The following is a 22,419-nucleotide window of genomic DNA, read 5'->3' as shown; positions in this document are numbered from 1 at the left end:
CGGCGGGCCAGCAGCGTTCTGGCCGGTACCTTGGGGAGGCCCTGGAGGTGGAGAGCCCGCACTGTTGTGCTTGTCTCGCGCAAAAAGGAAGGATTTTCGCGAGAAGTGATCAGTACCGTAGAGCGATGGGGCTCCGATGCGAGACAGCGTAACAGCGTCCCGTACTCCTCGTACGCCGGGCGGAATTCGGTCGAAAATCGTTCGGAGTCGAGCAGTACTTCCAGATTGTCAAGGACGATGAAGCATGGCTCGGTGGTCAGGCATGCGATGAGCTGCTCGACAGTCGTGCCCTCTGATTGGGCGTCTCTGTCGGGAAAGAGTGAGAGTATTCCATTTATCAATTCGTCTACGGATGGCGCATTTGCGAGGGAGGCCCAAATGGTCCGGCGTGGGGATTTGGTTCCCGCCTGGGCGAGTCGATAGGCTAACGCGCTTTTCCCTACACCACCAAGTCCGTAGACTGTGCATACTCTGCAACCGGACTCGATAAAATTCAGGAGTTTGCTGACCTCTCGCGTCCGGTCGACAAACTCGTCTGGTGGTACGTGATAGGTACTGAAAAGGTACGAGACTGACATGGCACTCACATCCAGACTGCCTCCCCGTGATGCGTGCGGGCGCCACAAGGCGCAACCGCCCTCGGGAAGGTGACGGTGGGCGCGATTGTAGCGGGTCAACAGTGGTGCCCAGTGTCACTTCCTCACTTCACACGGTCTTCGCCATGGGTGTGATGTCCACCAGCACCACGGCGCGTTCACCCGGACACGTCCTATCTCCCCGACGGATTGGGTCGACATGGTGGCTGACGCGTTCGTCGTGGATGCCGTAGGAGTCCAGTGGGTCTTCGAGATTGAACGTCGCCGCCACCAGTTCGGGAGGTACGTCGCTCGGCTGTTCGCCGGCGCAACTGGCGTCCGCGACGTAGTTCGTCCCGCCGATCGCGTTGCGTTTGTAGATGAGGTGGGCGAAGTGGAAAGGCTCGCCGTCCTGATGTAGAAAATTCGGCGACGATACGGCCGATTCATCACTTCCCTCGACGGCGAGTTTAATGAAGTGCACTCCAACGTGCATGGGTAGATTTTGTTCCCGTTCGTCCCACCAGGTCTGTGCGAAATCAAAAAGGACGATCCGCTCGAGCAGAGGATTCGTTTCCATCCTTGAGGATATTGCGGGGAAGTACCTGTCCTGGCCGCGATGCTCAGGGTTGTACCCGCCCTGGAAGTAGTGTGTGACTTCACCGGCGGATGTGTCTTTGATCTTTGGCACCCAGTGTAATTTCTTGGTCCATGGCAGAAGGATCGCGCACGAGTGTCTCCGGTAGCGGTGCAGCAATGGGTCGCCGTAGGGGTCCGGCGGGAGGTCGGCAAAGCCTTCCCTCAGATCGCCGTACCATTTTTCGATGAATTCTGGCTCGAACTCTTTGGAGAGCGAGAACCGTTCGAAACCGTTGTTTCGCAGCGACGGCTCCATGTGCGCGATCACTCTCATGCCCCCTTGTGATCCATGGCTTCACTGTGAGCGGTTAGCTTTTACGGGGCTTGCCCAAGCTGAAGGTCCGTCAACCCTTCTTGGCTCACTGCGAGGCGTTCCGCGTGCGGGCCGCCGTCATGCCGGCCCCGGGAGCCCCTGCCTCCACTTTCGTGGGCCGACGAGCCGGACGGGCCGGCTCAGCAGTCGCCTTTGGTGGCGACGGCATCGGCAAGCCCCTTTGTGCGCCCGTGGCATCGAAGGTGTTTGCCAAACGAACTGTTCCGATATATCGTCGAAGCATCGCGACAGACTCGCGACTGATCAACGATGGAAGGAGCGTAGCGATGCGTTCACATGGACACGAGCAGGATCACGGACATGGGCAGTGCGGGCCCGGCCATCGGGGTCGGGGCGACTTCGAGGGGCGGCGCGGGGCCTTCGGGCCGTTCGGGCCGAACTTCGGACCCCCCTTCGGGGGTGGCGGAAGAGGCCGCGGCGGAGGCAGAGGCAGGGCGCGGCGCGGCGATGTGCGCGCGTCGATCCTGGCGCTGCTGAAGGACCGGCCGATGCACGGCTACGAGATGATCCAGGAGATCGGCGAGCGCAGCTCGGGCGCCTGGCGCCCCAGCCCCGGTTCGGTCTACCCCACCCTCCAGCTCCTGGAGGACGAGGGGCTCATCGCCAGCCGCAGCGAGGGCGGCAAGAATCTCTTCACCCTGACCGAGGCCGGTCGCGCCGAGGCCGAATCGGGGCCCGACGCCCCGTGGGAAGAGGCCGGGCGCGGCGTCGACTGGGAGACGATGAACGAGATCCGGCAGGCCGGCTTCGGCCTGATGGAGGCGTTCGGGCAGGTCTGGAAGACCGGCTCCGCCGACCAGCGCACCAAGGCCCTCGCCGTCATCAACGACGCCCGTAAGAGGCTCTATCTGATCCTCGCCGACGAGGACTGACCCCGACGGGTGCCTTCCGGCCCCGTACGGCTCACCAGGGCCCCGCGAAGATCCCCGTGATGGCCGCGGGGCTCTCCCGGTGTCCGTGGCCGACGTCCGCGGTCCGTCACGTCCGGGCCGCCGGCAGCAGCCGCCAGAACTCCGCCGAGTCGAAACGGTCGCTCGCCCGGGGGTGCGGGCCCTCGTCGTGGCAGTGGAACGCCGCCCAGAACACATCGCCGCGCAGGGCGTCGGCCGGCGCGTACACGCGGTACACGTACTGGCGCCCGTCGGCCGCGAGCAGGGCGACCATCCAGTACATCGGAGCTCCCCCGGCGGTCGTCGCGGCTTCGTCGTACCACTGAGGGACGAACGCTGCGGCGTGACGGTTGCGCCGGGAGGGGTGGGGCAAGGCGGCGCGCGCCCCCGTGGTGGGGAGGCGCCGGATCTCATTCGTAAGGAGGAGAGGGGGTACTGCTGTGCCCAACCCCGGTGGGACCCCCGAATGCTCCCCGCCGGGGATGTTTCCCCACCGGCCGGCTGATGAGGTGGGAGAGTGCAGAGCCCTACCCCGTGGTTGCCCGGACAGTCCGATTCGACCGTTGTCTCCGCCGTCTCGATCCGCGCGGACATCGACGCCGGACTCTCCGCCGAACTCGCGGCCGTCGTGTCGGGGGCGCGCAGGAGGGCGCACCGGGACGGCGACCGGCAGGTGGACACCGCCCATCTGCTCCACTCGCTGCTGGAGTCGGACCCCGAGGTGCGCGCCGCGTTCGACGGCGGTCCGCAGGTCGCCCGTGTCCTCGGCTATCTCGTCCAGCGGAGCATCGGTTACGGGCTGCGCTGGCAGGGGACGGTGGAGGAGTCGGGCGCGGTCCCCCTCGTGGCGACGCCCGCGGTGCCCGGCTGGTCGCCCTCGGCCGTCACCGTCATGGAGGCCACCGTCGAACGGGCCCGGCGGCGCGGCGAGCCCAGGGCCGGTGGTCTCGATCTGCTCGACGCGCTCGCGTCCGACCGGGCCTGCCGTGCGGTGGACGTGCTCGAACGGGCCGGAGTGGACGCGCGTGCGCTGACCGGCCGGATCGCGGACGCGTCTCACGGAGTGTGACGGTCCGCGGGCAGGCGGCGACGATCCGTCTCGACAGGTGCGAAAGCGCCGATGCTCCTGACGCCGGCTGACATGATGTGTCCATGCACGCGTCTCAGGGGAGAAGCGTCGGCCTGGGACTCGCTCTCTTGTCGGCCTTCGCATTCGGCGGATCAGGTGTCGCGGCCAAGCCGCTGATCGAAGCGGGGCTCGACCCGCTCCATGTGGTCTGGCTCCGCGTCGCCGGGGCCGCCCTGGTGATGCTGCCCCTCGCCTGGCGCCACCGCGACCTCGTCCGCCGCAGGCCCGCGCTGCTGGCCGGCTTCGGACTGTTCGCCGTGGCGGGTGTGCAGGCCTTCTACTTCGCCTCGCTCTCCCGTATCCCCGTCGGCGTCGCCCTCCTCGTCGAATACCTGGCGCCGGCACTGGTCCTGCTCTGGGTGCGCTTCGTCCGGCGCAGGCCCGTCACCCGTGCCGCGGCCGTCGGTGTCGTCCTGGCCGTCGGCGGACTCGCCTGCGTCGTCGAGGTGTGGGCCGGACTCTCCTTCGACGTGATCGGCCTGCTGCTCGCGCTCGCCGCGGCCTGCTGCCAGGTCGGCTACTTCCTCCTGTCCGACCAGGGCGGCGACTCCGTGGAACCGGCCGACACGGTCGCCCCGCTGGGCGTCATCGCGTACGGGCTGCTCATCGGCACGCTCGTCCTCACCGTCGTCGCCCGGCCCTGGGGCATGGAGTGGTCGCTGCTGGCGGGCCGCGCCGACCTGGGAGGGTCGGACATCGCCGCGCCGCTGCTGCTCGGGTGGATCGTGCTCATCGCGACCGTGCTCGCGTACGCCACGGGCGTCGTCAGCGTCCGCAGGCTCTCGCCGCAGGTCGCCGGCGTCGTGGCCTGTCTGGAGGCGGTCATCGCGACCGTGCTGGCCTGGGTCCTGCTGCGCGAGCACCTGTCGGCGCCACAGATCCTGGGCGGTCTCGTGGTGCTCGCGGGCGCGTTCATCGCCCAGACCTCGACACCCACGGCGCGGGCCGGCGGAGTGGGCGACACGGAGCTGCTCAGCGAAGTGCCCGAAGTGCCCGAAGTGATCGGCGAGGGGGACGGGTTGTCCGCCGGACGGACGCCCACGTAGGCTCCCGATCATGCGACTGACAGTACTTCCGCCCCCCGCCGCCTGAGCGCGGGCGGCCATCCGCTGACGAAGACCGGGCTCGGGCAGTCCCCGAGCGGTCCGTCGCTGCCCGCGAGACGCAGTGAGCGACCACCAGCCCGTTCTTCAACACGGAGAAGTCACGTGTCGATTTCCGCATCCTCCGCTTCCGCGCCGTCCGCCGCTTCCGGCGTGCCGGTCGGCCGCAGCCTGTTCTATCTCGTCGTCGCCGGTGTCGCCTGGGGGACCGCGGGGGCCGCCGCCTCGCTGGTCTACCGCGTCAGCGACATCGGTCCGCTCTCCCTCTCCTTCTGGCGCTGCGCCGGCGGGCTCGTACTGCTGCTGGGCGCCCTCGCCCTGCGCCGCAGGCGCGCGGCGGCGGTCCGCCCGGCGGGGGCCACGGCCGAGCCGCGCCGCCGCCGGCTGATCCGCGTCCTCGGTACGGGCGTGGGCCTCGCGGTCTTCCAGAGCGCGTACTTCGCCGCGGTCGAGGAGACCGGACTCGCCGTCGGCACCGTGGTCACCCTCGGCGCCGGACCCGTGCTCATCGCGCTCGGCGCGCGGCTGACCATGGGCGAACGGCTCGGCGGCAGTGGTCTGATCGCCGTCGTCGGCGCGCTCGCCGGCCTCGTCGTCCTGGTGCTCGGCGGTGACGGGGCGACGGTACGTCCCGCCGGTATCGCCTACGCGGTGCTCGCGGCGGCCGGATACGCGGCCATCACGCTGCTCACCCGGTGGCTCGGCCGCGACGGTGGCACGGCCGACTCCCTCTCCACCACCGCCTGGGCCTTCGCCGTCGCCGGGCTCTGCGTGCTGCCGCTCGCGGCCGGTGAGGGTCTGCTGCCGCACACGGCCGAACTCGCCCAGGTGCTCTGGCTGTTGCTGTACGTCGCCGCGGTGCCGACGGCGCTCGCGTACGCGCTGTACTTCGCGGGCGCGGCGGTCGTACGGTCCGCCACCGTCTCCGTGATCATGCTGCTGGAGCCGGTGAGCGCGGCCGTCATCGCGGTCGGGCTGCTGGGTGAACAGCTCACCGCCGCGACCGTGGTGGGAACGGTGTTGCTGCTCGCCGCCGTGGTGGGTCTCGCCACGGCGGAGGCGCGCCTCGCCTCCGGCCGGCGCAAGGCGGCCGTCCTCGCGTGAGGCCGGCCTCCGCCTCTGAGCGGCGGGTGGTCCCACCGCGTGGCGGGCGCCGGAGTCAGAGCGCGCAGAGATAGCCGGGCAGGCCGACGGCCGGGTCCAGGTCGTCGGCCGGGACCGGTGTGCCGTATCCCTGGACGACGGGCACCACACCGGTCCAGTGGGGGAGCGACAGGTCCTCCGGCTCGTCGTTCGGGCCCCCGGTGCGGACCTTGGCGGAGACCTCGTCGAGATCCAGGCGCAGTACGGCGGTCGCCGCCAGCTCCTTCGCGTTGCCGGGCCGTGAGTCGTGGGAGCGGCCCGGCACCACGTGGTCGACCACGGCGTCCAGCGCGGTGCGCCGCTCGTCGAGGTCGGTCACCTGGTACGCGGTGCCGTGGACCACGACGGAGCGGTAGTTGATCGAGTGGTGGAAGGCCGACCTCGCGAGCACCAGACCGTCGACGCGGGTGACCGTCAGACAGACCGCCAGCCCCGGGTCGCCGCCGTCGCCCGCCATCCGCAGCGGCCGGGAGCCGGTCGAACCGTGGACGTACAGCCGCTCGCCGACCCTGGCGTAGAGGGTGGGGAGGACCACGGGCGCGCCGTCGCGGACGAATCCGAGATGGCAGAGGAAGGTCTCGTCCAGTATCCCGTGCACCAGCTCGCGGTCGTACGAGGCGCGGTTGGCGGAGCGGGTGGGGACGGTGCGGTCGGTGGGGCGGTAGGCGGTGGAGGAGGTGGGCTCCGGCATTGCGCTTCTCCTATGTACTAGTGCATAGTGTGCTTTGTGCTAGGAGAGTATCGGATCGAAGGGCGGCGCGCCGCCGAGATCTCCGCGAGCGTGGAGCGGGGCATCGGCGCCGGACAGCTGGCGCCCGGCCAACTTCTGCCACCCCTGCGGGAGCTGGCCCTGGAGCTGGGCGTCAACCCGAACACGGTGGCCGCCGCCTACCGCACTCTGCGCGACCGCGGCGTCATCGAGACGGCGGGCCGCAGAGGCAGCAGGGTGCGCGCGCGCCCGTCGAGTACGGCGCGCGGCTCGATCCGGGTCGACGCGCCCGAGGGCGTACGGGAGGTGTCGGACGGCAATCCCGATCCCGCCCTGCTGCCGCCGCTGCACGACGCGCTCGCCGCGGCGTCCCGGCGCCACGCGGAGCGGCCGGGCCGGTACGGGGACGCCGCCGTGCTGCCGGAGCTGGCCCGGCTCGCCCGCGCCGCGCTGGACGAGGACGGGGTGCCCGAAGGCCCTGTCGCCGTGACCTCCGGTTCGCTGGACGCGATCGAACGGGTCCTGGCCGCGCACCTGCGGCCGGGCGACGCCGTCGCCGTCGAGGATCCGGGCTGGGGCGCCCTGCTCGACCTGGTGCCCGCGCTGGGCCTGCGGCCCGTGCCGATGGCGCTGGACGACGACGGGCCGCTGCCGGGGGAGTTGGAGCGCGCGCTGCGGGCAGGGGCGCGGGCCGTCGTCGTCACCGACCGGGCGCAGAATCCGACGGGCGCGGTGGTGGGAGCCGACCGCGCGCGGGAGCTGCGTGCGGTGCTGGCGGCCCACGCCCATGTACTGCTCATCGAGGACGACCACGGTCACCGCATCGTCGACGAGCCGCTCCATCCGCTGGCCGGGGTCACGGACAACTGGGCGCTCGTGCGGTCCACGGCCAAGGCGTACGGTCCCGATCTGCGGCTCGCCGTGCTGACCGGGGACGCCGTGACCGTCGACCGGGTGACGGGCCGTCAGAGGCTTGGGCCGGGCTGGGTGAGCAGACTGCTGCAACAGGCGGTCGTGGAGCTGTGGACGGCGGGCGCGGTCGACGCCCGCGCCGTCGCGCACGCGTACGGAGAGCGGCGCGACACGCTGGTACGGGCCCTGGCCGCGCGCGGGGTCGAGGCGCACGGGCGCAGCGGGATGAACGTCTGGGTGCCGGTCGCCGAGGAGACCGGCGCGGTGGCGCGGCTGCTGCACGCCGGCTGGGCGGTGGCGCCCGGTGCGCGCTTCCGGATGGCGGCGCCCCCCGGTGTGCGGCTGACGGTCTCGGCCATGACGCCGGACGACATCGAGCCGGTGGCGGACGCGGTGGCCGGCGCGGCGGGGGCCGCGCCGGCGCGCAGTTACGGCTGATCGGCCGGGGCGGCCGTGGGCGCGGGCTCCGGCTTCGCCCCGGCCGGCGGTGAGGACTTCCGCGCCGCCGAACCGCCGCCCCTGCTCTGGGTGAGCGCGGCGCCGACGAGCACGATGACCGCGCCCACCGGGGTGTTCCAGTGCAGCGGCTCGCCGAGCACCGCCACACCGGCGGCCGTCGCGATGACGGGGACGAAGTACGTGACCATCTGCCCGGTCGTCGGGCCCACTTCGGCGACGAGACCGTACTGGATCAGCAGGGCCAGCCCCGTACCCAGGCTGCCGAGGGCGATCACGGCGAGCAGCGGCACCACCGGGAAGGAGGTCGGCATATCGGTGAACAGCGGTGTGACCACGGCCAGTTGCACCGTCGCCATGAACAACTGGGCTCCGGTGAGGGAGAGGTGCGAGCTGCCGCTGCCCGCCAGGGTGCGGCGGACGTAGACCCAGCCGACGGCGTAGCTCAGCGAGGCCAGCAGCGCCATGGCCGTACCGCCGAAGTCCAGTCCGGAGAAGCCCTGCCAGGCGCCGAGGACGGTCAGGACGCCGATGAAGCCGAGCCCCAGACCGCCGACACGGCGCCGGGTGGGGCGGTCCTCGGAGAGCGCGACCAGCGACAGCAGCATGCCCCACAGCGGTGACGTCGCGTTGCAGATGCCCGCCAGCGTCGACGGGATGGTCAGCTCGGCGTACGAGAAGAGCGAGAACGGCACGGCGTTGAGGATGAACGCGGCCACCGTGAGGTGGCCCCAGGTGCGGAGGGACCGGGGCAGCCGCTCGCGCCGTACCGCTATCGCGACCGCCAGCACCGCCGTACCGAAGAACAGCCTGCCGAAGGTCACCTGGAACGGCGCGTAGCCATGGGTGCCGACCTTGATCAGCAGGAAGCTGAAGCCCCAGATCAGCGAGAGCACGCCGAACCGGACGCGCCAGTCGATCGCCCGGCGGCGGGCCGCGGCGGGGCCGGGCCCGCCGGCCGGCGCCCGGGGCGGGGTGGTGGAGGCGGATGCGGAGCGTCCGGTGCGGGGCGGGGTGGCGGTGGTCATACGGCTACGATGCGGCCCACCACCTCTTAGGACAAGCGAGAATTTCTCGACCTGTCCGCGTAGCATCGCTTACATGTTGAACCTGGAGAGACTGCGCATCCTCGACGCGCTCGCCCGGCACGGCTCCGTGAGCGGAGCGGCCGACGGCCTCCACGTCACCACCTCGGCCGTCTCGCAGCAGATGGCCAAACTGGAGCGGGAGGTCGGACAGCAGCTGCTCGCCAAGCACGGGCGTGGCGTCCGGCTCACCGACGCGGGACGCCTTCTCGCCGACCACGCCGCGCGGATCATCTCCCAGGTGGAACTCGCCCAGTCGGACATCGAGGCCCGGCGCGGCCAGGTGGTCGGCGAGGTACGGCTGTCGGCGTTCCCCACGGCCGCCCGCGGCCTGTTCCCCGCCGCGCTCGCCGCACTGCGCAAGGCGCATCCCGATCTGCGGGTCCGCTCGCTGGAGTCGGAGCCGGACGGCGCGATCCGCCAGGTCCTGCGCGGTGACCTCGACCTCGCCGTCGTACTGGACTGGAACAACAAACGGCTGCCGGTGCCCGGCGGCCTGGCGGCGGCTTCCCTGCTGGAGGACGCGGCCGATGTGGCGATGCCGGCCGGTCACCCGCTCGCGGAGCGGCGTGAGGTGGATCTGGAGGAGTTCGCCCACGACTCGTGGATTTCGTGGCCGACCGGCGAGTTCTGCCACGAGTGGCTGGTGTTCACGCTGCGTTCGAAGGGGATCGAGCCGCGGATCGAGCACATGGCCGGTGAGCAGCACACCCAACTGGAGCTGGTCGGTGCCGGGTTGGGAGTCTGTGTGGCGCCCCGCATGGGGCGGGGCCCGCTGCCCGGGGGTGTGGTGGCCGCGCCCGTACGGCAGAAGATGTTCCGGCACGTGTACGCGGTGTGGCGCGCCGACGCCGACCGCCGCCCGTCGATCCGGGCGGCGGTCGAGGCGCTGGAGGAGGCGGCGGGAGTGCTGAGGACGGCGGACGCGGCGTGACGTCGGCGGGCCCACCGCCGGGCCGGGCCGGTGGCCGGGCCCGCCGGATCAGGCGAGTTTGATCTCGTCGCCCTCCACGGTGATCGACGCCGCTCCCAGCGGCTTGGTGGCCGGCCCCTTCTTCACGCTGCCGTCCGAGGCGTCGAACTGACTGCCGTGACAGGGACAGGTGATGGTGCCGTTCGCGATGCTCCCCACCGCGCACCCCGAGTGGGTGCACTCCGAGGAGAACGCCTTGAACTGCCCGGCCGACGGCTGGGTGACGACCACGCCCTCGGCCTCGAAGACCTTGCCGCCGCCCTCCGGGATGTCGGCGGTCCTGGCGAGCACCGCGCCCTGTCCGCCGCCGCCGTTCGCGCCGTCGTCCGCCGGAGCCTGGCCGGCGGAGTCCGACGAGTCGTCCGAACCGCAGGCGACGAGCGCCGCGCTCAGGCCGACCGCGCCCACCGCCGCCACGACCGTACGGCGCGGCACTGTCGGGCCCGTGGTCGTCGGTGCGGTGTCCTGCGTTCCCGTCATGTCTGCTCCCTGTCCGTGGCCGGCCCCGGCGGCCGGTTCCCCAGGGGGTACGCACCGCCGGATCGCGGTGTTCAAGCCCCCCAGGACTTTCTCAAAGTTTCAAGGACTCCTCGGGGAGATCCACGTCGGGAACAGGCCGTTTCCTCATCACGATCAGCCATCGGGGCGCTCCAGCCCCGTGATCCCGGCGACGACCGGCAGATGGTCGCTGCCGGTCGCGGGCAGCGTGCTCAGGTGCGCGACGGTCGCCGAGCGCGCCATCACCTGGTCGATCCGGGCCACCGGGAAGGCGGTGGGGAAGCTGAGGGCGAAGCCCCGTTCCGCCACGTTCATCCGGGACGTGAGCGGGGCCAGCCCCCGGTCGTCGACCGTCCCGTTGAGGTCGCCCAGCAGGATCACCGCCTCCGTCGGCTCGGCGGCGACGGCCCTGCCCAGCAGCCCGGCGCTCTCGTCGCGCGAGGACGACACGAGACCGCTCGCCCGGAAGCGGATCGACGGCAGATGCGCGACATACGCCGCCACCTCGCCGTGCGGGGTGGCCACCACCGTCCGCAGACCGCGGTTCCAGCCCTCCTCGATGCCCCGCGGCCTGATGTCCAGCAACCGGGTGCCGCTCAGCGGATACTTCGACCAGAGCCCGACCGTGCCCCGCACCGCGTGGTGCGGGTAGTCGGCGGCGAGGGTCCTCTCGTAGACCGCCAGCGCCGGGGGCATCAGCTCCTCCAGCGCGATCAGATCGGGTCCCGCCCCGGCCAGCGCGCGGGCCGTGCCCGCCGGGTCGGCGTTCTCGTCGCTGACGTTGTGCTGCGCCACGACCAGGTCGTACGCACCGGCCGACGAGCCCGGCAGGAACAGCCCGCCGAAGAGATACGTCCAGGCAACCGCCGGCAGCAGCAGGGCCACCAGCGCGAGCGCCGAACGGCGCAGCAGCGCCAGACCGAGCAGCGGCACGACGGCGAGACCGAGCCACGGCAGGAACGCCTCCAGTGAACTGCCGAGATTTCCCAGGGAGTTGGGCACGGACCGGTGGAACACCAGCAGCACGGCCGTCAGCACCGCGAGCCCGGCGAGCACCCGGCCCCGTGTCCACGCCGACCGGGCGCCGCCGCCGTCCCTCCGCGTGTCCCTCGGCCCGTCCTCTCCCGGAGTCCGCCGCGCGGCCCACCGCCCCGTCCGGCGCGGCGCCGTCCTCGCCGTCGACAGCGCGTCTCCGCGCGTCCCCGCCCGCTCCACCATGGCTTCCCATCCGCTCGACCCTCTCCATCAGGACGAACCAGCAGGTGGAACAGTTGCCGTCCACGCGCGCGTGTCCGCCGCGTCACCGTCCGGCGCGGGACCACGGGAGCCGAGGCACGTCCGTGCCTGCCCCCTGTCGGCGCAGAACCCGGTGGCCGGCGCCGATGATCGCCGGCGCCGGCCCGAGTGATCACTCGTCCAGGTGTGCGGCGGTGGGTCCGCGACCGGTGAGGGCCGCGGCCCCGGTGTCACTTCTCGGTCTGCTCCTTCCACTCCGCCTGGGCGTCGTTCAGCTCCTTGGCCACCTTGTCGGCGAACTCCTTGGCGGTCATGTCGCCGAGGAGCACCTTCTGGAAGTTCGGCTCGTTGCCGGACTTGCTGATCGTGTTCCAGTCGGGCAGGTAGTACGGCAGGTTGACGATCTTCGTCGAACCGTCGCTGAGCGCCTTCATCGCCGCGGCGGTCGGCTCCGCCTTCCGGATCCACGGATCGGACGCCGCGTCGATGTTCGCCGGTATGGAGCCCGCCGACTCGTTCCACGCGCTGTTCGACTTGTGGGAGGCGGCGAACTCGATGAACTTCCAGGCCGCAGCCTTGTTCTCGCTGTTCTTGAACAGGCCGAGTCCGTCGACCGGGTTGGAGACCTGGACACGTTCGCCGTTCTCCCGCGCCGGATACGGCAGACCCTTGAACTTCTCCTCGCCCAGCGACTTCACATGGTCCTGGTACGACGCGAGATTGTGCGTCAGCATCCCGATGGTGCCGTTGTCGTACTGGGCGACCATCTTGATGAAGTCGTTGTTGACGTCGGCGGACGGCGTCACCTTCTTGTAGAGGGCGACGTACTTCTCCAGCGCCGCCACGTTCCTCGGGTCGTTCACCGTCGTCCTGTCGCCGTCCCAGAAGGACGTGATGCCGGACTGGCCGTACATCGCGTCCATCGCCGGGGCGATCGATCCCGCGCCGCCGCGGATCGTGTAACCGAACTTGTCCGTGCCGGGTTCGGTGAGCTTCTCGGCGGCGTCGTAGAAGGCCGACCAGGTGGTCGGCGGTTCGAGACCGGCCTTGGCGAACAGATCCGTCCGGTACCAGAGCGTGCCGTTGTTGGTGGAGCTGGGCACCGAGTACATGGTGTCGCCGCGACCGCCCGCCGCCTTCACGCTCTCCACCATCGACGGCACGAGCTTGCCCTTGAGCGGACCCGCGTCGATACGGTCGCCCACCGGCTCCAGGACGTCCCGCACCACCAGATTGGAGAGGTACGCGGTGCCGACACCGCCGACGTCCGGCAGCCCGCCACCGTCGATCGCCGTGTCGTACTTCTGCTGCACCTGGTCGATGGGCAGACCGACGTACTTGACCTTGATGTCCTTGTTCTGCTTCTCGAAGTCCTCGATGATCTGCGCCCAGATGTCCCGGCGCTCACCCGTGTTGTTGTCCCACAGGGTGATCTCACCCTTGCCGGACCCCTCGCTGCCGCTTCCGCCGCTGCCGTCGTCGCCGCAGGCGGTGGCGGTGAGGGCGAGCACCGTCGCCAGGGAGACGGCCGCGGCCGTCCGCCCTCTGTCCTTTTTCGAGACTGTCATGATCGGCTCTTCTCTCTGAGGTCTCTTCTGAGGTCTTTCCGGGGTTCTTCCGGGGTTTCCGGCTGTTTCGGGGTGGTGCTTCCCGGGGGGGGTCTCCGGGCCGCCGTCGGGATGCGCGGATCAGGCGGTGATACGGAAGTCGTCGAAGGCGGCCGTCCCGGCGAAGCCCTCTTCGGCAGGAGAGGGGATCCGCGTGGAGCCGGGCGCCGCGGCGAACAGGCCCAGGAGCGCGCCGACCCAGCGCCAGGGTGTGGCGGTGAAGACCGGGCCCGAGGCGTGGAAGGCGTCCGGCAAGCTCTCCGGGAAGCCCTCAGCCGGCCGCACGGCGGCGGAGAACCGGCACCGGCCCCCGGCGCTCACCTCCACGCGCAGCACGGCGCGCGCGCCGGGCGCGGCCACCGGAGGCGCCGCGTCCCGCTCATGGGTGGCACCGGTCTCGGCGAAGCGGTGCACCAGACGGACCCCGCCGTCCGTGCCGCGTTCCAGACCGATCCAGGAGAAGGCGTCGCCGAGCACCGCGAGTCCCGCCCTGGCGCCCGGCTCCTCGCTCTCCAGGGCCATCCGGACCGTGACGGTGAAGCTCTCCGCCGGCATCCGCTGCACCAGGACGTGCGGCAGCGCGCGCAGGTCGTGGGCCGTCTCCGAGCGTCGGCAGGTCAGCCGCAGCCCGTCGCCCGCGTGCGGCACCGTCCAGCCCGGATCCGACCCCGCCCACCCGGTGGGCGGATTGGCCGCCCACTGCCACTGGAGCCCGAAACGGCCGCCCGGGAAAACGTCGTCCGTCGCGGGCGCCTGCACCGGCCCCCGTGGCGCGACCGGTTTGCGGTGCACACGGACCGGCTCGCCGCCCGCGCCGACGACCGGCCAGCCGTCGCCGTCCCAGCGCAACGGCTGGAGGTGCACCACCCGTCCGTACGCGCCGCGATCCTGGAAGTGCAGGAACCAGTCCTCCCCGGGCACGTGCCCGGGGACCCAGGCGCCCTGGTGCGGCCCGTTGACGTCCGTACGCCCCTGGGCCAGTACGGTCCGCTCCTCGTACGGGCCGAGGAACTCCCGTGACCGGAACGCCCCTTGCCAGCCGGTCGACACCCCGCCGGCCGGAGCGAGGATCCAGTACCAGCCGTCGCGCCGGTACAGCTTCGGCCCCTCCAGCGTGAACCAGCCGGGCAGCGCGTCCCCGTCCACGACGGTCCCGCCGTCGTCGAGGAGCCGCCGCCCGTCCGGGCTCATCCGGTGCCCCGTCAGCCGGTTCTTGACGCCTGAACGCGACTTGGCCCAGGCGTGCACCAGATACGCCTCACCGGTGTCCTCGTCCCACAGCGGACAGGGGTCGATCAGTCCCTTGCCCGCCTTGAGGAGGAAGGGCTCGCTCCACGGGCCCGTGATGTCCGGGGCGCTGATCTGCCATATCCCGTGGTCCGGGTCGCCCCAGAAGATCCAGAACCGGTCCGCGTGGTGGCGGAGCGAAGGCGCCCACACCCCGCCGTCGTTCCGGGGCACGGCGAAGTCCGCGGCCGGTTCGAGCCGGTCCAGGGCGTGCCCCACGAGCGACCAGTTGACCAGGTCGCGGGAGTGCAGCAGGGGAAGTCCCGGCGCCCGGCCGAAGCTGGAGGCGGTCAGGTAGTAGTCGCCGCCGACCCGGATGACGTCGGGGTCGGACCAGTCCGCGTTCAGTACCGGGTTGCGGTACGTACCGTCGCCCAGGTCGGCGCGCCACGGCAGGCTCATGACGGCGCCACCTCACGGGCCAGGGCCGCCAGCGCCGCCGCGGCCGGGCGGTCGAGCCGGCCGTCCGCGACGACCGTGACGATCCGGCGCGTCAGACCGGCGCCCGCGGCCAGTGGCAGCCGCCGCTCCCAGGCGAGTGACGAGCCCACGCCCGGGTACTGGCCGGTGCGGACGAACCACGGGTCCCGCCGGGTCCGCTCGTCGCCCCCGGCGAAGACCAGCGTCCACCCCGGACCGGCCAGCGCCAGCCACTCGGCGGTGCTCCCGTGCACCGCGTCCTCGCCGCTCGCGGTCGCGGTGAACACCTCGGGCCGAGGGTCCGCCGGCCCCTCCTTCGGGGCCCGCCAGAAGAAACCGCCGTAACCGGCCCCCGGCCGCCCGTTGGCGGCCGGACTGCCGAAGGAGAGAGCGGCGCCGGACACATTGGTCAGCGTCGAGGCGAAGTCCAGGGCCCAGGCGCCGACGGACAGCGCACGCGCCCGGATCGTGCGCCGCTCCGAGAGCAGTGGGCGCCCCTCCCGTGTCCAGGACAGCTCCTGCGCACAGCCGTCGGGGGCCGCCGCCGCGAGCCAGTCCGTGTGCTCCTGGACGCCGTGGTTGTCGAGCGCCACCGGGCCCCGGTCGCGCACATAGGTGCGCCCGCCCCAGAAGTTGACACCCGCCACGTCCGGCACGGCCATCGAGACCCCGAGATGGTGCGCGTGGTCGGCGGGCCGCAGTTCGGTGACGACCAGACCGCCGAGGGTGCGCACCGGGTGCAGATACGGGCGCGGGGACAGCGCCGCTGGCAGCCGCGGCCGGTGCGTGTAGTCGGCCACCGCGCGGCCGGCCAGTCGCAGGACCGTCCTGTCCGGGGACGCGGCCGGCCGCCCGGCCCAGCCGGCGCCCAGTTCGGCGAACGTGGCGAGGGTCTCGGCGCTCCGCGCGACCAGCGCGTCCACGCCCTTGACGATCCGCCGCGGTCCGCTCTCGCCGGCCGCGCCGTACCAGGCGCCGGCGGGCAGCGGCACGGGTGACGGGCCGGTCCTGACCGCCTCCAGGATCCGCATGAACGCGCCGGTACGGTGTGGCGGTACGGCGAGTTCGGCGCCCGCGTCCAGATGCGCGACCAGGTTCTCCAGCAGGTCCGTTCGCCCGTACACCGACTCGGCCGGCTCCCGGCCCGCGCGTTCGACACGCACCCGGTCCTGCTTGTACCAGAAGGTGACGCGCCCCTCGGTCCCGTGGATCACGACGTACGGCTCGGTGTTCCGCTCCGCGCAGAGGGTGACGGCGACCGTGATCCGGGTGGAGCGGGCGGTGCGCAGCCGCAGACAGCTCGTGTCGTCGGCCTCGATGTCGTTGGCCCGGAACTGCTCCAGCTCGATCCCGGAGACGTCCTCGGCCCGGTCGCTGCCGTCGAGGCGCAGAGCCGTCGCCACCGCGTGCGCCAGCGGGTTGGTGAGCACACCGTCCACGACGTCGCGCCCGTCCAGTGACCGGCGCCCGGCCCAGGGGACGCGGCGGTAGTACGCCTCGTCGCGCACCCACGCCCCGGCGGCGCCGATTCCGCGGACCCGTCCGATCGCACCGTCCCGGACCAGCTCCGCGATCGCGCCCACCGCGTGGGAACCGAGGGACTGGAACCCGATCTGGCAGGCCGTGCCGCTCTTGTCCAGACCGGTGAGCAGCCGCTCGAACTCCGGGTACGAGGCGGTGGTCGGCTTCTCCAGCAGGGTGTGGACGCCGTGTGCGGCTGCGGCCAGCGCCAGATCGGTGTGGGTGTGGATGGGGGTGCAGACGACGGCGATCCGCGCGCCGGTGCGCTCCAGCAGTTCACCGAGGTCGGCGGACTGCTCGGGCGCCGCGAAACCCTCCAGCTCGGCGGGGGACAGCGGGTCCAGCTCGCAGACGCCCACGAGCCGTACCAGGCCGCTCTGTTCGAGCCGGCGGATGTTGCGCAGATGTGAGCGGCCGTGTCCACGGGCGCCGGCGAGCACGACGGGCAGGCTCATCCCTTCACCGCCCCCGCGCTGAAGCCGGTGATCAGCCACTTCTGGATGAAGGCGAAGACGATGACGACCGGTACGGCGGAGATCACACCACCGGCGGCGAGCGCCCCGAAGTCGACGCTGTCCGCGCCGATCAGGGTGGAGAGGCCCACCGGGATCGTCTGCTTGTCCTGGTCCATCAGGAACATCAGGGCGAAGAGGAAATGGTTCCAGCTGTGCACGAAGGCGAAGGAGCCGACGGCGATCAGACCGGGCCGCAGCATCGGCAGTACGACGATACGGAACGCCTGGAGCCGTGAGCAGCCGTCGACCCAGGCCGCCTCCTCCAGCGAGTACGGCACGTTCTTGATGAAGCCGCTGATCAGGATGATGGAGAGCGGCAGCTGGAAGACGGTCTCCGCGATGACCACGCTGAGCGGGGAGTTGATCAGCGAGAGGTTCTTGAAGATCTGGAACAGCGGCACCAGCATCAGCGCGCCCGGAATGAACTGCGAGCAGAGCAGCGCCAGCATGAAGGTCTGCTTGACCCGGAAGTCGAACCGCGCGAGCGCGTAACCGCCGGCCAGTGCGACCGTGGTCGTACAGATCAGGGTGAACACCCCGATCAGCGCGCTGTTCTGGAAGAAGACGGAGAAGCTGCGGTCGTTCCAGACCTTCTCGAAGTGGTCGAAGGTCATGGGCCACGGCACCAGTGAGGTGGACCCCGCGGGCCGCAGCGAGAACAGCAGCATCCAGTAGAACGGCACCAGGGTGAAGAGGAGATACAGCCCGAGCGGCAGGTAGATCTGCCAGCGGGGCACCTCGTCGAAGGAGCGCCCGCGCCGCCGCCTCCGCCGCACCGGCGGGGGCCGGTGGCCGCCGCCCGCGGGCGGGGTGGCGGTGCCCTTCTCGGTCATGAGCGCGGTCACTTGTGATCGCCTCCGAACTTGCTCAGGCGCAGATAGAGGATCGAGCAGAAGAGGAGGATCGCGAAGGCGACGGTCGTCAGCGCGGTGGCGTAGCCGAAGTCGTGCGCCTCGAACCCGGTGACCGCCACGTACAGCGGCAGCGTCGTGGTGACGCCGGCCGGTCCGCCCTCGGTGAGGGTGAGCAGCAGATCGACGTTGTTGAACTCCCACACGGCACGCAGCAGCGTGGAGAGGATGATCGCGTCCCGCAGATGGGGGAGGGTGATGTGGAAGAACTGCCGGAACCGGTTCGCCCCGTCGACCGACGCCGCCTCGTACAGATCCCCGGGGATGGACTGGAGATCGGCGAGGATGAGGATCGCGAAGAACGGCACCCCGCGCCAGAGTTCGGCCAGTACGGCGGCCCAGAAGACGGTGCCCGTGTCGGAGAGCACGGACGAGCCGTAGGTGCCGATGCCCGCGTCGGCGAGATAACGACCCACTCCCGTCGACGGGTTGTAGAGCAGCAGCCAGATCGTCGTCGTCAGCACACCGGAGACGGCCCAGGGCGAGAAGACCATGGCGCGGGCGGCGGCGCGGCCCACGAACGTCTGGTTGACCAGCAGCGCGAGGATCAGACCGAGGGCCAGTTGGAGCGTGACCTCGGTGAAGACCCATTTGCCGGAGAAGACGAGGCTGTCCCAGAACAGCGGGTCGTCGGTGAAGATCCGCCTGAAGTTGTCGAGACCCGCGAAGCCGTTCCGCCAGGGCTTGGTGGCGTTGTAGTTCTGGAGGCTGTAGTAGAAGACGCTGAGCATCGGATAGGCGATGAAGCCCACCATCAGCAGTACGGCGGGGGCGATCAGCAGATACGGCAGGCGGCGTGGTGAGATGCCCGCGCCCTTGGCGCGGGTCTTACGGGACCCCGGCTTCCCGGGTGCCCCGGGCGGGGCGCCTGATGAGTCCTGCGCCACAGCTGAGGCCATGACCGGTTCTCCGTTCTTCGGTGAAAGGGGTGTGCGTTCCTGGCCGGCTCATCCCACGTACGGGTCGGGGACCTCTCCGGGACGGGCGAGGAAGGCGAAGTCGCAGCCGGTGTCGGCCTGGGTGATCTGATCGAGGTAGAGCGCGCCGTAGCCGCGCTCGTAACGGGCGGGCGGCGGTGTCCAGTCGGCCCGGCGACGCGTCAACTCCTCGTCGGGGACGTGGAGGTGGAGACTGCGGGCGTCGACGTCGAGGGTGATGAGGTCGCCGGTGCGGACGAGGGCGAGGGGTCCGCCCACGTACGACTCGGGTGCGATGTGCAGCACGCACGCGCCGTAACTGGTGCCGCTCATCCGCGCGTCGGAGAGCCGGACCATGTCCCGCACACCCTGCTTGAGCAGATAGTCGGGGAGGGGGAGCATGCCGTACTCGGGCATGCCGGGGCCGCCCTTGGGGCCGGCGTTGCGCAGGACCAGCACATGGTCCGGGGTGAGGGCGAGCGCGGGGTCGTTGATGGTGCGCTGCATCTGCCGGTAGTCGTCGAAGACGACGGCGGGGCCGGTGTGGCGCAGCAGACGGGGCTCGGCGGCGATGTGCTTGATGACGGCTCCGTCGGGGCAGAGGTTGCCGTGCAGCACGGCGACGCCGCCCTCGGTGGCGAGGGGGTTGTCGCGTTCGCGGATGACGTCGGCGTTGTGGACCCGGGCACCGGCGAGCTGTTCGCGCAGGGTGTCGTGCGCGACGGTGGGGCGGTCCAGATGCAGCACACCGGTCAGCCGGGACAGGAAGCCGGGCAGTCCGCCGGCGAAGTGGAAGTCCTCCATCAGATACCTGCCGCCGGGGCGGAGGTCGGCGAGGACGGGCACGGTGCGGGCGACGCGGTCGAAGTCGGCCAGCGTGAGCGGGACACCGGAGCGCCCGGCCATCGCGATCAGATGGATGACGGCGTTGGTGGAGCCGCCGAGCGCGAGGACGGTCGCGACCGCGTCCTCGTACGCGTCGGGCGTCAGGATCTTCGACAGGGTGAGGTCCCGCCACACCAGCTCCACGATCCGCCGTCCGGACTCCGCGGCCATCCGCTCGTGACCCGAGTCGACGGCGGGGACGGAGGACGCGCCGGGGACCGTGACGCCCAGCACCTCGGCGGCGGCGGTCAGGGTCGACGCCGTGCCCATGGTCATGCAGTGACCGGGGGAGCGGGCGAGCCCGTTCTCCAGTTCGGTCAGCTCGCAGTCACCGATCAGTCCGGCGCGCCGGTCGTCCCAGTACTTCCACATGTCGGTGCCGGAGCCGAGGACCTCGTCGCGCCAGTGCCCGGGAAGCATCGGTCCGGCAGGGACGAAGACGGTCGGCAGGTCCACGGACGCGGCGCCCATCAGCAGCGCCGGTGTCGTCTTGTCGCAGCCGCCCATCAGGACGGCGCCGTCGACCGGGTAGGAGCGCAGCAGCTCCTCCGTCTCCATCGCCAGCATGTTGCGGTAGAGCATCGGGGTCGGCTTCTGGAACGTCTCGGAGAGCGTGGACACCGGGAATTCCAGCGGGAAGCCGCCCGCCTGCCAGACGCCCCGCTTGACCGCCTGCGCGCGCTCGCGCAGATGCACATGGCAGGGGTTGATGTCGGACCAGGTGTTGAGGATCGCGACGACCGGTTTGCCGAGGTGCTCCTCGGGGAGATAGCCGAGCTGGCGGGTGCGGGCCCGGTGGCTGAAGGAGCGCAGGCCCGAGGAGATGTCACTGCCGTACCACTGGTGGCTGCGCAGGTCCTCGGGGGCGAGGCGCCCGCCGGGGCCGGTGGCGTCGGGGCGCGAGGCGCCGGGTGTGCTCATGTCGGCCATCCCGCGATCAGGCCGGCGACCTCGGCGCGTACCGGCTCGGGCAGTACGCGGCTCGGCGCCCGTACATCACGGCGGCACAGCCCCAGCGCGGCCAGCGCTTCCTTCACGACGGTCACGTTGTCCGCGGACCGCCGTGCCGCACGCAGCTCCTCGAAGGGCCGGATGCGATCGAACACCTTCATGGCCGTGCCGTAGTCCCCGGCGCGCAGCGCCTCCAGCATCCCCAGCGAGACGGCCGGGGCGACATTGACGAGCCCGGACGTGAACCCGGTGGCGCCGCATGCGAAGTACGAGGGCGCGTACAGCTCCGCGAGCCCCGCCACCCACACGAAGCGATCCAGCCCCGCGTCGCGGGCGAAGGCGGCGAAGCGCGCGGCGTCCGGTACGGCGTACTTGGCGCCGACGACATTGGGGCACAGCTCGCCGAGCGCCGCGAGGCTCCCGCCGGGCAGCCGCGGATCACGTATGTACGGGACGACTCCCAGCTCCGGCACCGCCTCGGCGATGGACCGGTGGTAGTCGACCCAGCCGTCCTGCGACACATAGGGGTGTACCGGCTGATGGACCATCACCATCGAGGCCCCGCACTCCCGGGCGTGCACCGCGGCGGCCACGGCGGTCGGCACCTCCAGACCGACGCCCACCAGGACCACGGCCCGGCCGGCCGCCTCCTCGACGGTCAGCTCGGTGACGGTGCGGCGCTCGTCGGGGCTGAGGGCGTAGTACTCACCGGTGTTGCCGTTCGGCGTGAGCGTGCGCACGCCGCCGTCGATCAGCCGGCGAAGCAGTGCGCGGTGCGCATCGGTGTCGATGGTGTCGTCGTCGGTGAAGGGCGTGACGGGGATCGCCACGACATCGGCGAGCGCGTCCCGCGCCGCGAGAAGCCCCTGGCTCGTCATATCTGGTCTCCCTCGGGGAACGCCCGCCGTACGAAGGAGGCGATGTGGTCGTGCAGGGCGAGTGCGGCGCCGGCGGAGTCACCGGCCAGCGCGAGGCGCAGGATCTCCCGGTGCTCGTCGGCCTCCCGTTCCCAGGACGGATCGGCGGCCCAGGCGACGGTGGAGACGAGGGCGGCCTGGTCGCGGACCTCGTCGAGCATCCGGGTCAGCAGCGGGTTGCCGCAGGAGAGATACAGCTCGCGGTGGAACTCCCGGTTGGCGAGCGAGCGTTCGGCCCGGTCCACCGCCTCGTCGGCCCTGAGCAGGGCGTCCCGGGCGGCGTCCAGCGAGGCGTGCCGGGCCAGGGAGCGCCGCAACGCCTCCGGCTCCAGCAACAGCCGTACCTCGTAGACCTCGTGGGCCATTGCCGCGTCGACGGTCCGTACGGTGACGCCCTTGAACTGGCTCATGACGACGAGGCCGGTACCGGCGAGCGTCTTGAGTGCTTCTCGTACCGGAGTTTTCGACACCCCGAACCGCGCGGCCAGTTCGGTCTCGACCAGGGCCTGACCGGGGCTGAGACCACCGGTCAGGATGCCGTGTTTGATCGCTTCCAGGACGAACTGGGTGCGGGAGGGGATCGGACTCGGAGCGAATGCCATGGGCGCTCTCACATCTCGCGTATCGCGTCTCATATATGACGTACGAAGTACGACGCGATGAAAGTAGGACCGCTCAGATGTTTCGTCAATGCTTCGCGCAGAAGTTCTTCCACCAGGTGGTAAGCGCTTGCTCCGGTAGCGCCGAGCGTGGCGGGAGCGGGAAGGCAGGGCCGGGAAGGCGGAGGCGGGAAAGGTCACCGCACT

Annotated in this window: 20 protein-coding genes; 6 read left to right on the top strand and 14 right to left on the bottom strand. The window is 71.1% G+C overall.

Translation table 11 applies throughout. The annotated features are described in order from the left end of the window. Positions 1-705 precede the first annotated feature (705 nt). A complete protein-coding gene (locus ACZ61E_RS25795; RefSeq protein ID WP_469702245.1) occupies positions 706-1,482 on the bottom strand; it encodes a 2OG-Fe dioxygenase family protein in 777 nt (258 codons plus the stop codon). A gap of 332 nt (positions 1,483-1,814) precedes the next feature. On the opposite strand from ACZ61E_RS25795, the gene ACZ61E_RS25790 reads away from it, so the two are divergent. Continuing rightward, positions 1,815-2,420 (top strand): PadR family transcriptional regulator, encoded by a 606-nt coding sequence (locus ACZ61E_RS25790; protein ID WP_078078425.1) that lies wholly within the window; start codon positions 1,815-1,817, stop codon positions 2,418-2,420. Between the two features lie 106 nt (positions 2,421-2,526). Here ACZ61E_RS25790 and ACZ61E_RS25785 read toward each other — a convergent pair whose 3' ends face one another. Next, the gene (locus tag ACZ61E_RS25785; RefSeq protein ID WP_469702244.1) at positions 2,527-2,721 is read right to left on the bottom strand and encodes a hypothetical protein; all 195 of its coding nucleotides are present in this window, start codon (positions 2,719-2,721) and stop codon (positions 2,527-2,529) included. Positions 2,722-2,955: 234 nt separating this feature from the next. Here ACZ61E_RS25785 and ACZ61E_RS25780 point away from each other — a divergent pair, with 234 nt between their 5' ends. The 3 genes from ACZ61E_RS25780 to ACZ61E_RS25770 all read left to right on the top strand — a co-directional run bounded on the left by ACZ61E_RS25780 (position 2,956) and on the right by ACZ61E_RS25770 (position 5,774). Further along, positions 2,956-3,507: a peptidase gene (locus tag ACZ61E_RS25780; RefSeq protein WP_469702243.1), complete on the top strand. Its 552-nt coding sequence runs from the start codon at positions 2,956-2,958 to the stop codon at positions 3,505-3,507. Between the two features lie 83 nt (positions 3,508-3,590). After that, entirely contained in the window at positions 3,591-4,613 is a 1,023-nt protein-coding gene (locus ACZ61E_RS25775) for an EamA family transporter (RefSeq protein ID WP_469702242.1), read from the top strand. 162 nt (positions 4,614-4,775) lie between these two features. Then, on the top strand, positions 4,776-5,774 hold the full coding sequence (locus tag ACZ61E_RS25770) for a DMT family transporter (protein ID WP_469702241.1): 999 nt from the start codon (positions 4,776-4,778) through the stop codon (positions 5,772-5,774). A gap of 55 nt (positions 5,775-5,829) precedes the next feature. On the opposite strand, the gene ACZ61E_RS25765 is transcribed toward ACZ61E_RS25770, so the two are convergent. Beyond that, positions 5,830-6,504, bottom strand: a complete 675-nt coding sequence (locus tag ACZ61E_RS25765; protein ID WP_469702240.1) for a pyridoxamine 5'-phosphate oxidase family protein — start codon at positions 6,502-6,504, stop codon at positions 5,830-5,832. 36 nt (positions 6,505-6,540) lie between these two features. Between ACZ61E_RS25765 and ACZ61E_RS25760 the strand changes: the two genes are divergently transcribed. Then, on the top strand, positions 6,541-7,872 hold the full coding sequence (locus ACZ61E_RS25760) for an aminotransferase class I/II-fold pyridoxal phosphate-dependent enzyme (RefSeq protein ID WP_469702239.1): 1,332 nt from the start codon (positions 6,541-6,543) through the stop codon (positions 7,870-7,872). Here ACZ61E_RS25760 and ACZ61E_RS25755 read toward each other — a convergent pair. After that, positions 7,863-8,918 (bottom strand): DMT family transporter, encoded by a 1,056-nt coding sequence (locus ACZ61E_RS25755; RefSeq protein ID WP_469702238.1) that lies wholly within the window; start codon positions 8,916-8,918, stop codon positions 7,863-7,865. The two genes, ACZ61E_RS25760 and ACZ61E_RS25755, sit on opposite strands and share 10 nt — an antisense overlap. Before the next feature lie 73 nt (positions 8,919-8,991). On the opposite strand from ACZ61E_RS25755, the gene ACZ61E_RS25750 reads away from it, so the two are divergent. Next, positions 8,992-9,909, top strand: a complete 918-nt coding sequence (locus ACZ61E_RS25750) for a LysR family transcriptional regulator (protein WP_469702237.1) — start codon at positions 8,992-8,994, stop codon at positions 9,907-9,909. 48 nt (positions 9,910-9,957) lie between these two features. Here ACZ61E_RS25750 and ACZ61E_RS25745 read toward each other — a convergent pair whose 3' ends face one another. The 10 genes from ACZ61E_RS25745 to ACZ61E_RS25700 all read right to left on the bottom strand — a co-directional run bounded on the left by ACZ61E_RS25745 (position 9,958) and on the right by ACZ61E_RS25700 (position 22,215). Continuing rightward, complete coding sequence (locus ACZ61E_RS25745) at positions 9,958-10,428, bottom strand: Rieske (2Fe-2S) protein (protein WP_469702236.1); 471 nt, start codon at positions 10,426-10,428, stop codon at positions 9,958-9,960. Positions 10,429-10,581: 153 nt separating this feature from the next. Next, entirely contained in the window at positions 10,582-11,502 is a 921-nt protein-coding gene (locus ACZ61E_RS25740) for an endonuclease/exonuclease/phosphatase family protein (RefSeq protein WP_469702264.1), read from the bottom strand. Positions 11,503-11,912: 410 nt separating this feature from the next. Next, on the bottom strand, positions 11,913-13,250 hold the full coding sequence (locus ACZ61E_RS25735; protein ID WP_469702235.1) for an ABC transporter substrate-binding protein: 1,338 nt from the start codon (positions 13,248-13,250) through the stop codon (positions 11,913-11,915). A 120-nt stretch (positions 13,251-13,370) separates the two neighbouring features. After that, positions 13,371-14,978: a glycoside hydrolase family 43 protein gene (locus ACZ61E_RS25730; protein WP_469702234.1), complete on the bottom strand. Its 1,608-nt coding sequence runs from the start codon at positions 14,976-14,978 to the stop codon at positions 13,371-13,373. Next, positions 14,975-16,972 (bottom strand): DUF6807 family protein, encoded by a 1,998-nt coding sequence (locus ACZ61E_RS25725; RefSeq protein WP_469702233.1) that lies wholly within the window; start codon positions 16,970-16,972, stop codon positions 14,975-14,977. Before ACZ61E_RS25725 ends, ACZ61E_RS25730 begins: the two co-directional genes overlap by 4 nt. After that, entirely contained in the window at positions 16,969-17,865 is an 897-nt protein-coding gene (locus ACZ61E_RS25720; RefSeq protein ID WP_469702263.1) for a carbohydrate ABC transporter permease, read from the bottom strand. Before ACZ61E_RS25720 ends, ACZ61E_RS25725 begins: the two co-directional genes overlap by 4 nt. Positions 17,866-17,873: 8 nt before the next feature. Next, complete coding sequence (locus tag ACZ61E_RS25715; RefSeq protein ID WP_469702232.1) at positions 17,874-18,842, bottom strand: carbohydrate ABC transporter permease; 969 nt, start codon at positions 18,840-18,842, stop codon at positions 17,874-17,876. A gap of 48 nt (positions 18,843-18,890) precedes the next feature. Then, a complete protein-coding gene (gene araD / locus ACZ61E_RS25710) occupies positions 18,891-20,666 on the bottom strand; it encodes an L-arabinonate dehydratase (protein ID WP_469702231.1) in 1,776 nt (591 codons plus the stop codon). Continuing rightward, complete coding sequence (locus ACZ61E_RS25705) at positions 20,663-21,574, bottom strand: dihydrodipicolinate synthase family protein (protein ID WP_469702230.1); 912 nt, start codon at positions 21,572-21,574, stop codon at positions 20,663-20,665. The genes araD and ACZ61E_RS25705 overlap by 4 nt, the downstream gene beginning before the upstream one ends. Next, positions 21,571-22,215 carry a GntR family transcriptional regulator gene (locus tag ACZ61E_RS25700; protein ID WP_469702229.1) on the bottom strand — a complete coding sequence of 215 codons (645 nt, stop codon included), beginning with the start codon at positions 22,213-22,215 and terminating at the stop codon, positions 21,571-21,573. The genes ACZ61E_RS25705 and ACZ61E_RS25700 overlap by 4 nt, the downstream gene beginning before the upstream one ends. Positions 22,216-22,419: the final 204 nt, after the last annotated feature.

It is taken from the genome of Streptomyces sp. NPDC104581, assembly GCF_055583685.1.
The sequence above is the reverse complement of the archived record's forward strand: the minus strand, read 5'-3'. Positions and strand labels throughout refer to the sequence as shown.

Coding starts and splice junctions, on each gene's coding strand:
- ACZ61E_RS25790 (WP_078078425.1), top strand. CDS start 1,815: ATGCGTTCACATGGACACGAGCAGGATCACGGACATGGGCAGTGCGGG.
- ACZ61E_RS25785 (WP_469702244.1), bottom strand. CDS start 2,721: ATGTACTGGATGGTCGCCCTGCTCGCGGCCGACGGGCGCCAGTACGTG.
- ACZ61E_RS25775 (WP_469702242.1), top strand. CDS start 3,591: ATGCACGCGTCTCAGGGGAGAAGCGTCGGCCTGGGACTCGCTCTCTTG.
- ACZ61E_RS25765 (WP_469702240.1), bottom strand. CDS start 6,504: ATGCCGGAGCCCACCTCCTCCACCGCCTACCGCCCCACCGACCGCACC.
- ACZ61E_RS25755 (WP_469702238.1), bottom strand. CDS start 8,918: ATGACCACCGCCACCCCGCCCCGCACCGGACGCTCCGCATCCGCCTCC.
- ACZ61E_RS25750 (WP_469702237.1), top strand. CDS start 8,992: ATGTTGAACCTGGAGAGACTGCGCATCCTCGACGCGCTCGCCCGGCAC.
- ACZ61E_RS25745 (WP_469702236.1), bottom strand. CDS start 10,428: ATGACGGGAACGCAGGACACCGCACCGACGACCACGGGCCCGACAGTG.
- ACZ61E_RS25735 (WP_469702235.1), bottom strand. CDS start 13,250: ATGACAGTCTCGAAAAAGGACAGAGGGCGGACGGCCGCGGCCGTCTCC.
- ACZ61E_RS25730 (WP_469702234.1), bottom strand. CDS start 14,978: ATGAGCCTGCCGTGGCGCGCCGACCTGGGCGACGGTACGTACCGCAAC.
- ACZ61E_RS25725 (WP_469702233.1), bottom strand. CDS start 16,972: ATGAGCCTGCCCGTCGTGCTCGCCGGCGCCCGTGGACACGGCCGCTCA.
- ACZ61E_RS25720 (WP_469702263.1), bottom strand. CDS start 17,865: ATGACCGAGAAGGGCACCGCCACCCCGCCCGCGGGCGGCGGCCACCGG.
- ACZ61E_RS25715 (WP_469702232.1), bottom strand. CDS start 18,842: ATGGCCTCAGCTGTGGCGCAGGACTCATCAGGCGCCCCGCCCGGGGCA.
- araD (WP_469702231.1), bottom strand. CDS start 20,666: ATGAGCACACCCGGCGCCTCGCGCCCCGACGCCACCGGCCCCGGCGGG.
- ACZ61E_RS25705 (WP_469702230.1), bottom strand. CDS start 21,574: ATGACGAGCCAGGGGCTTCTCGCGGCGCGGGACGCGCTCGCCGATGTC.
- ACZ61E_RS25700 (WP_469702229.1), bottom strand. CDS start 22,215: ATGGCATTCGCTCCGAGTCCGATCCCCTCCCGCACCCAGTTCGTCCTG.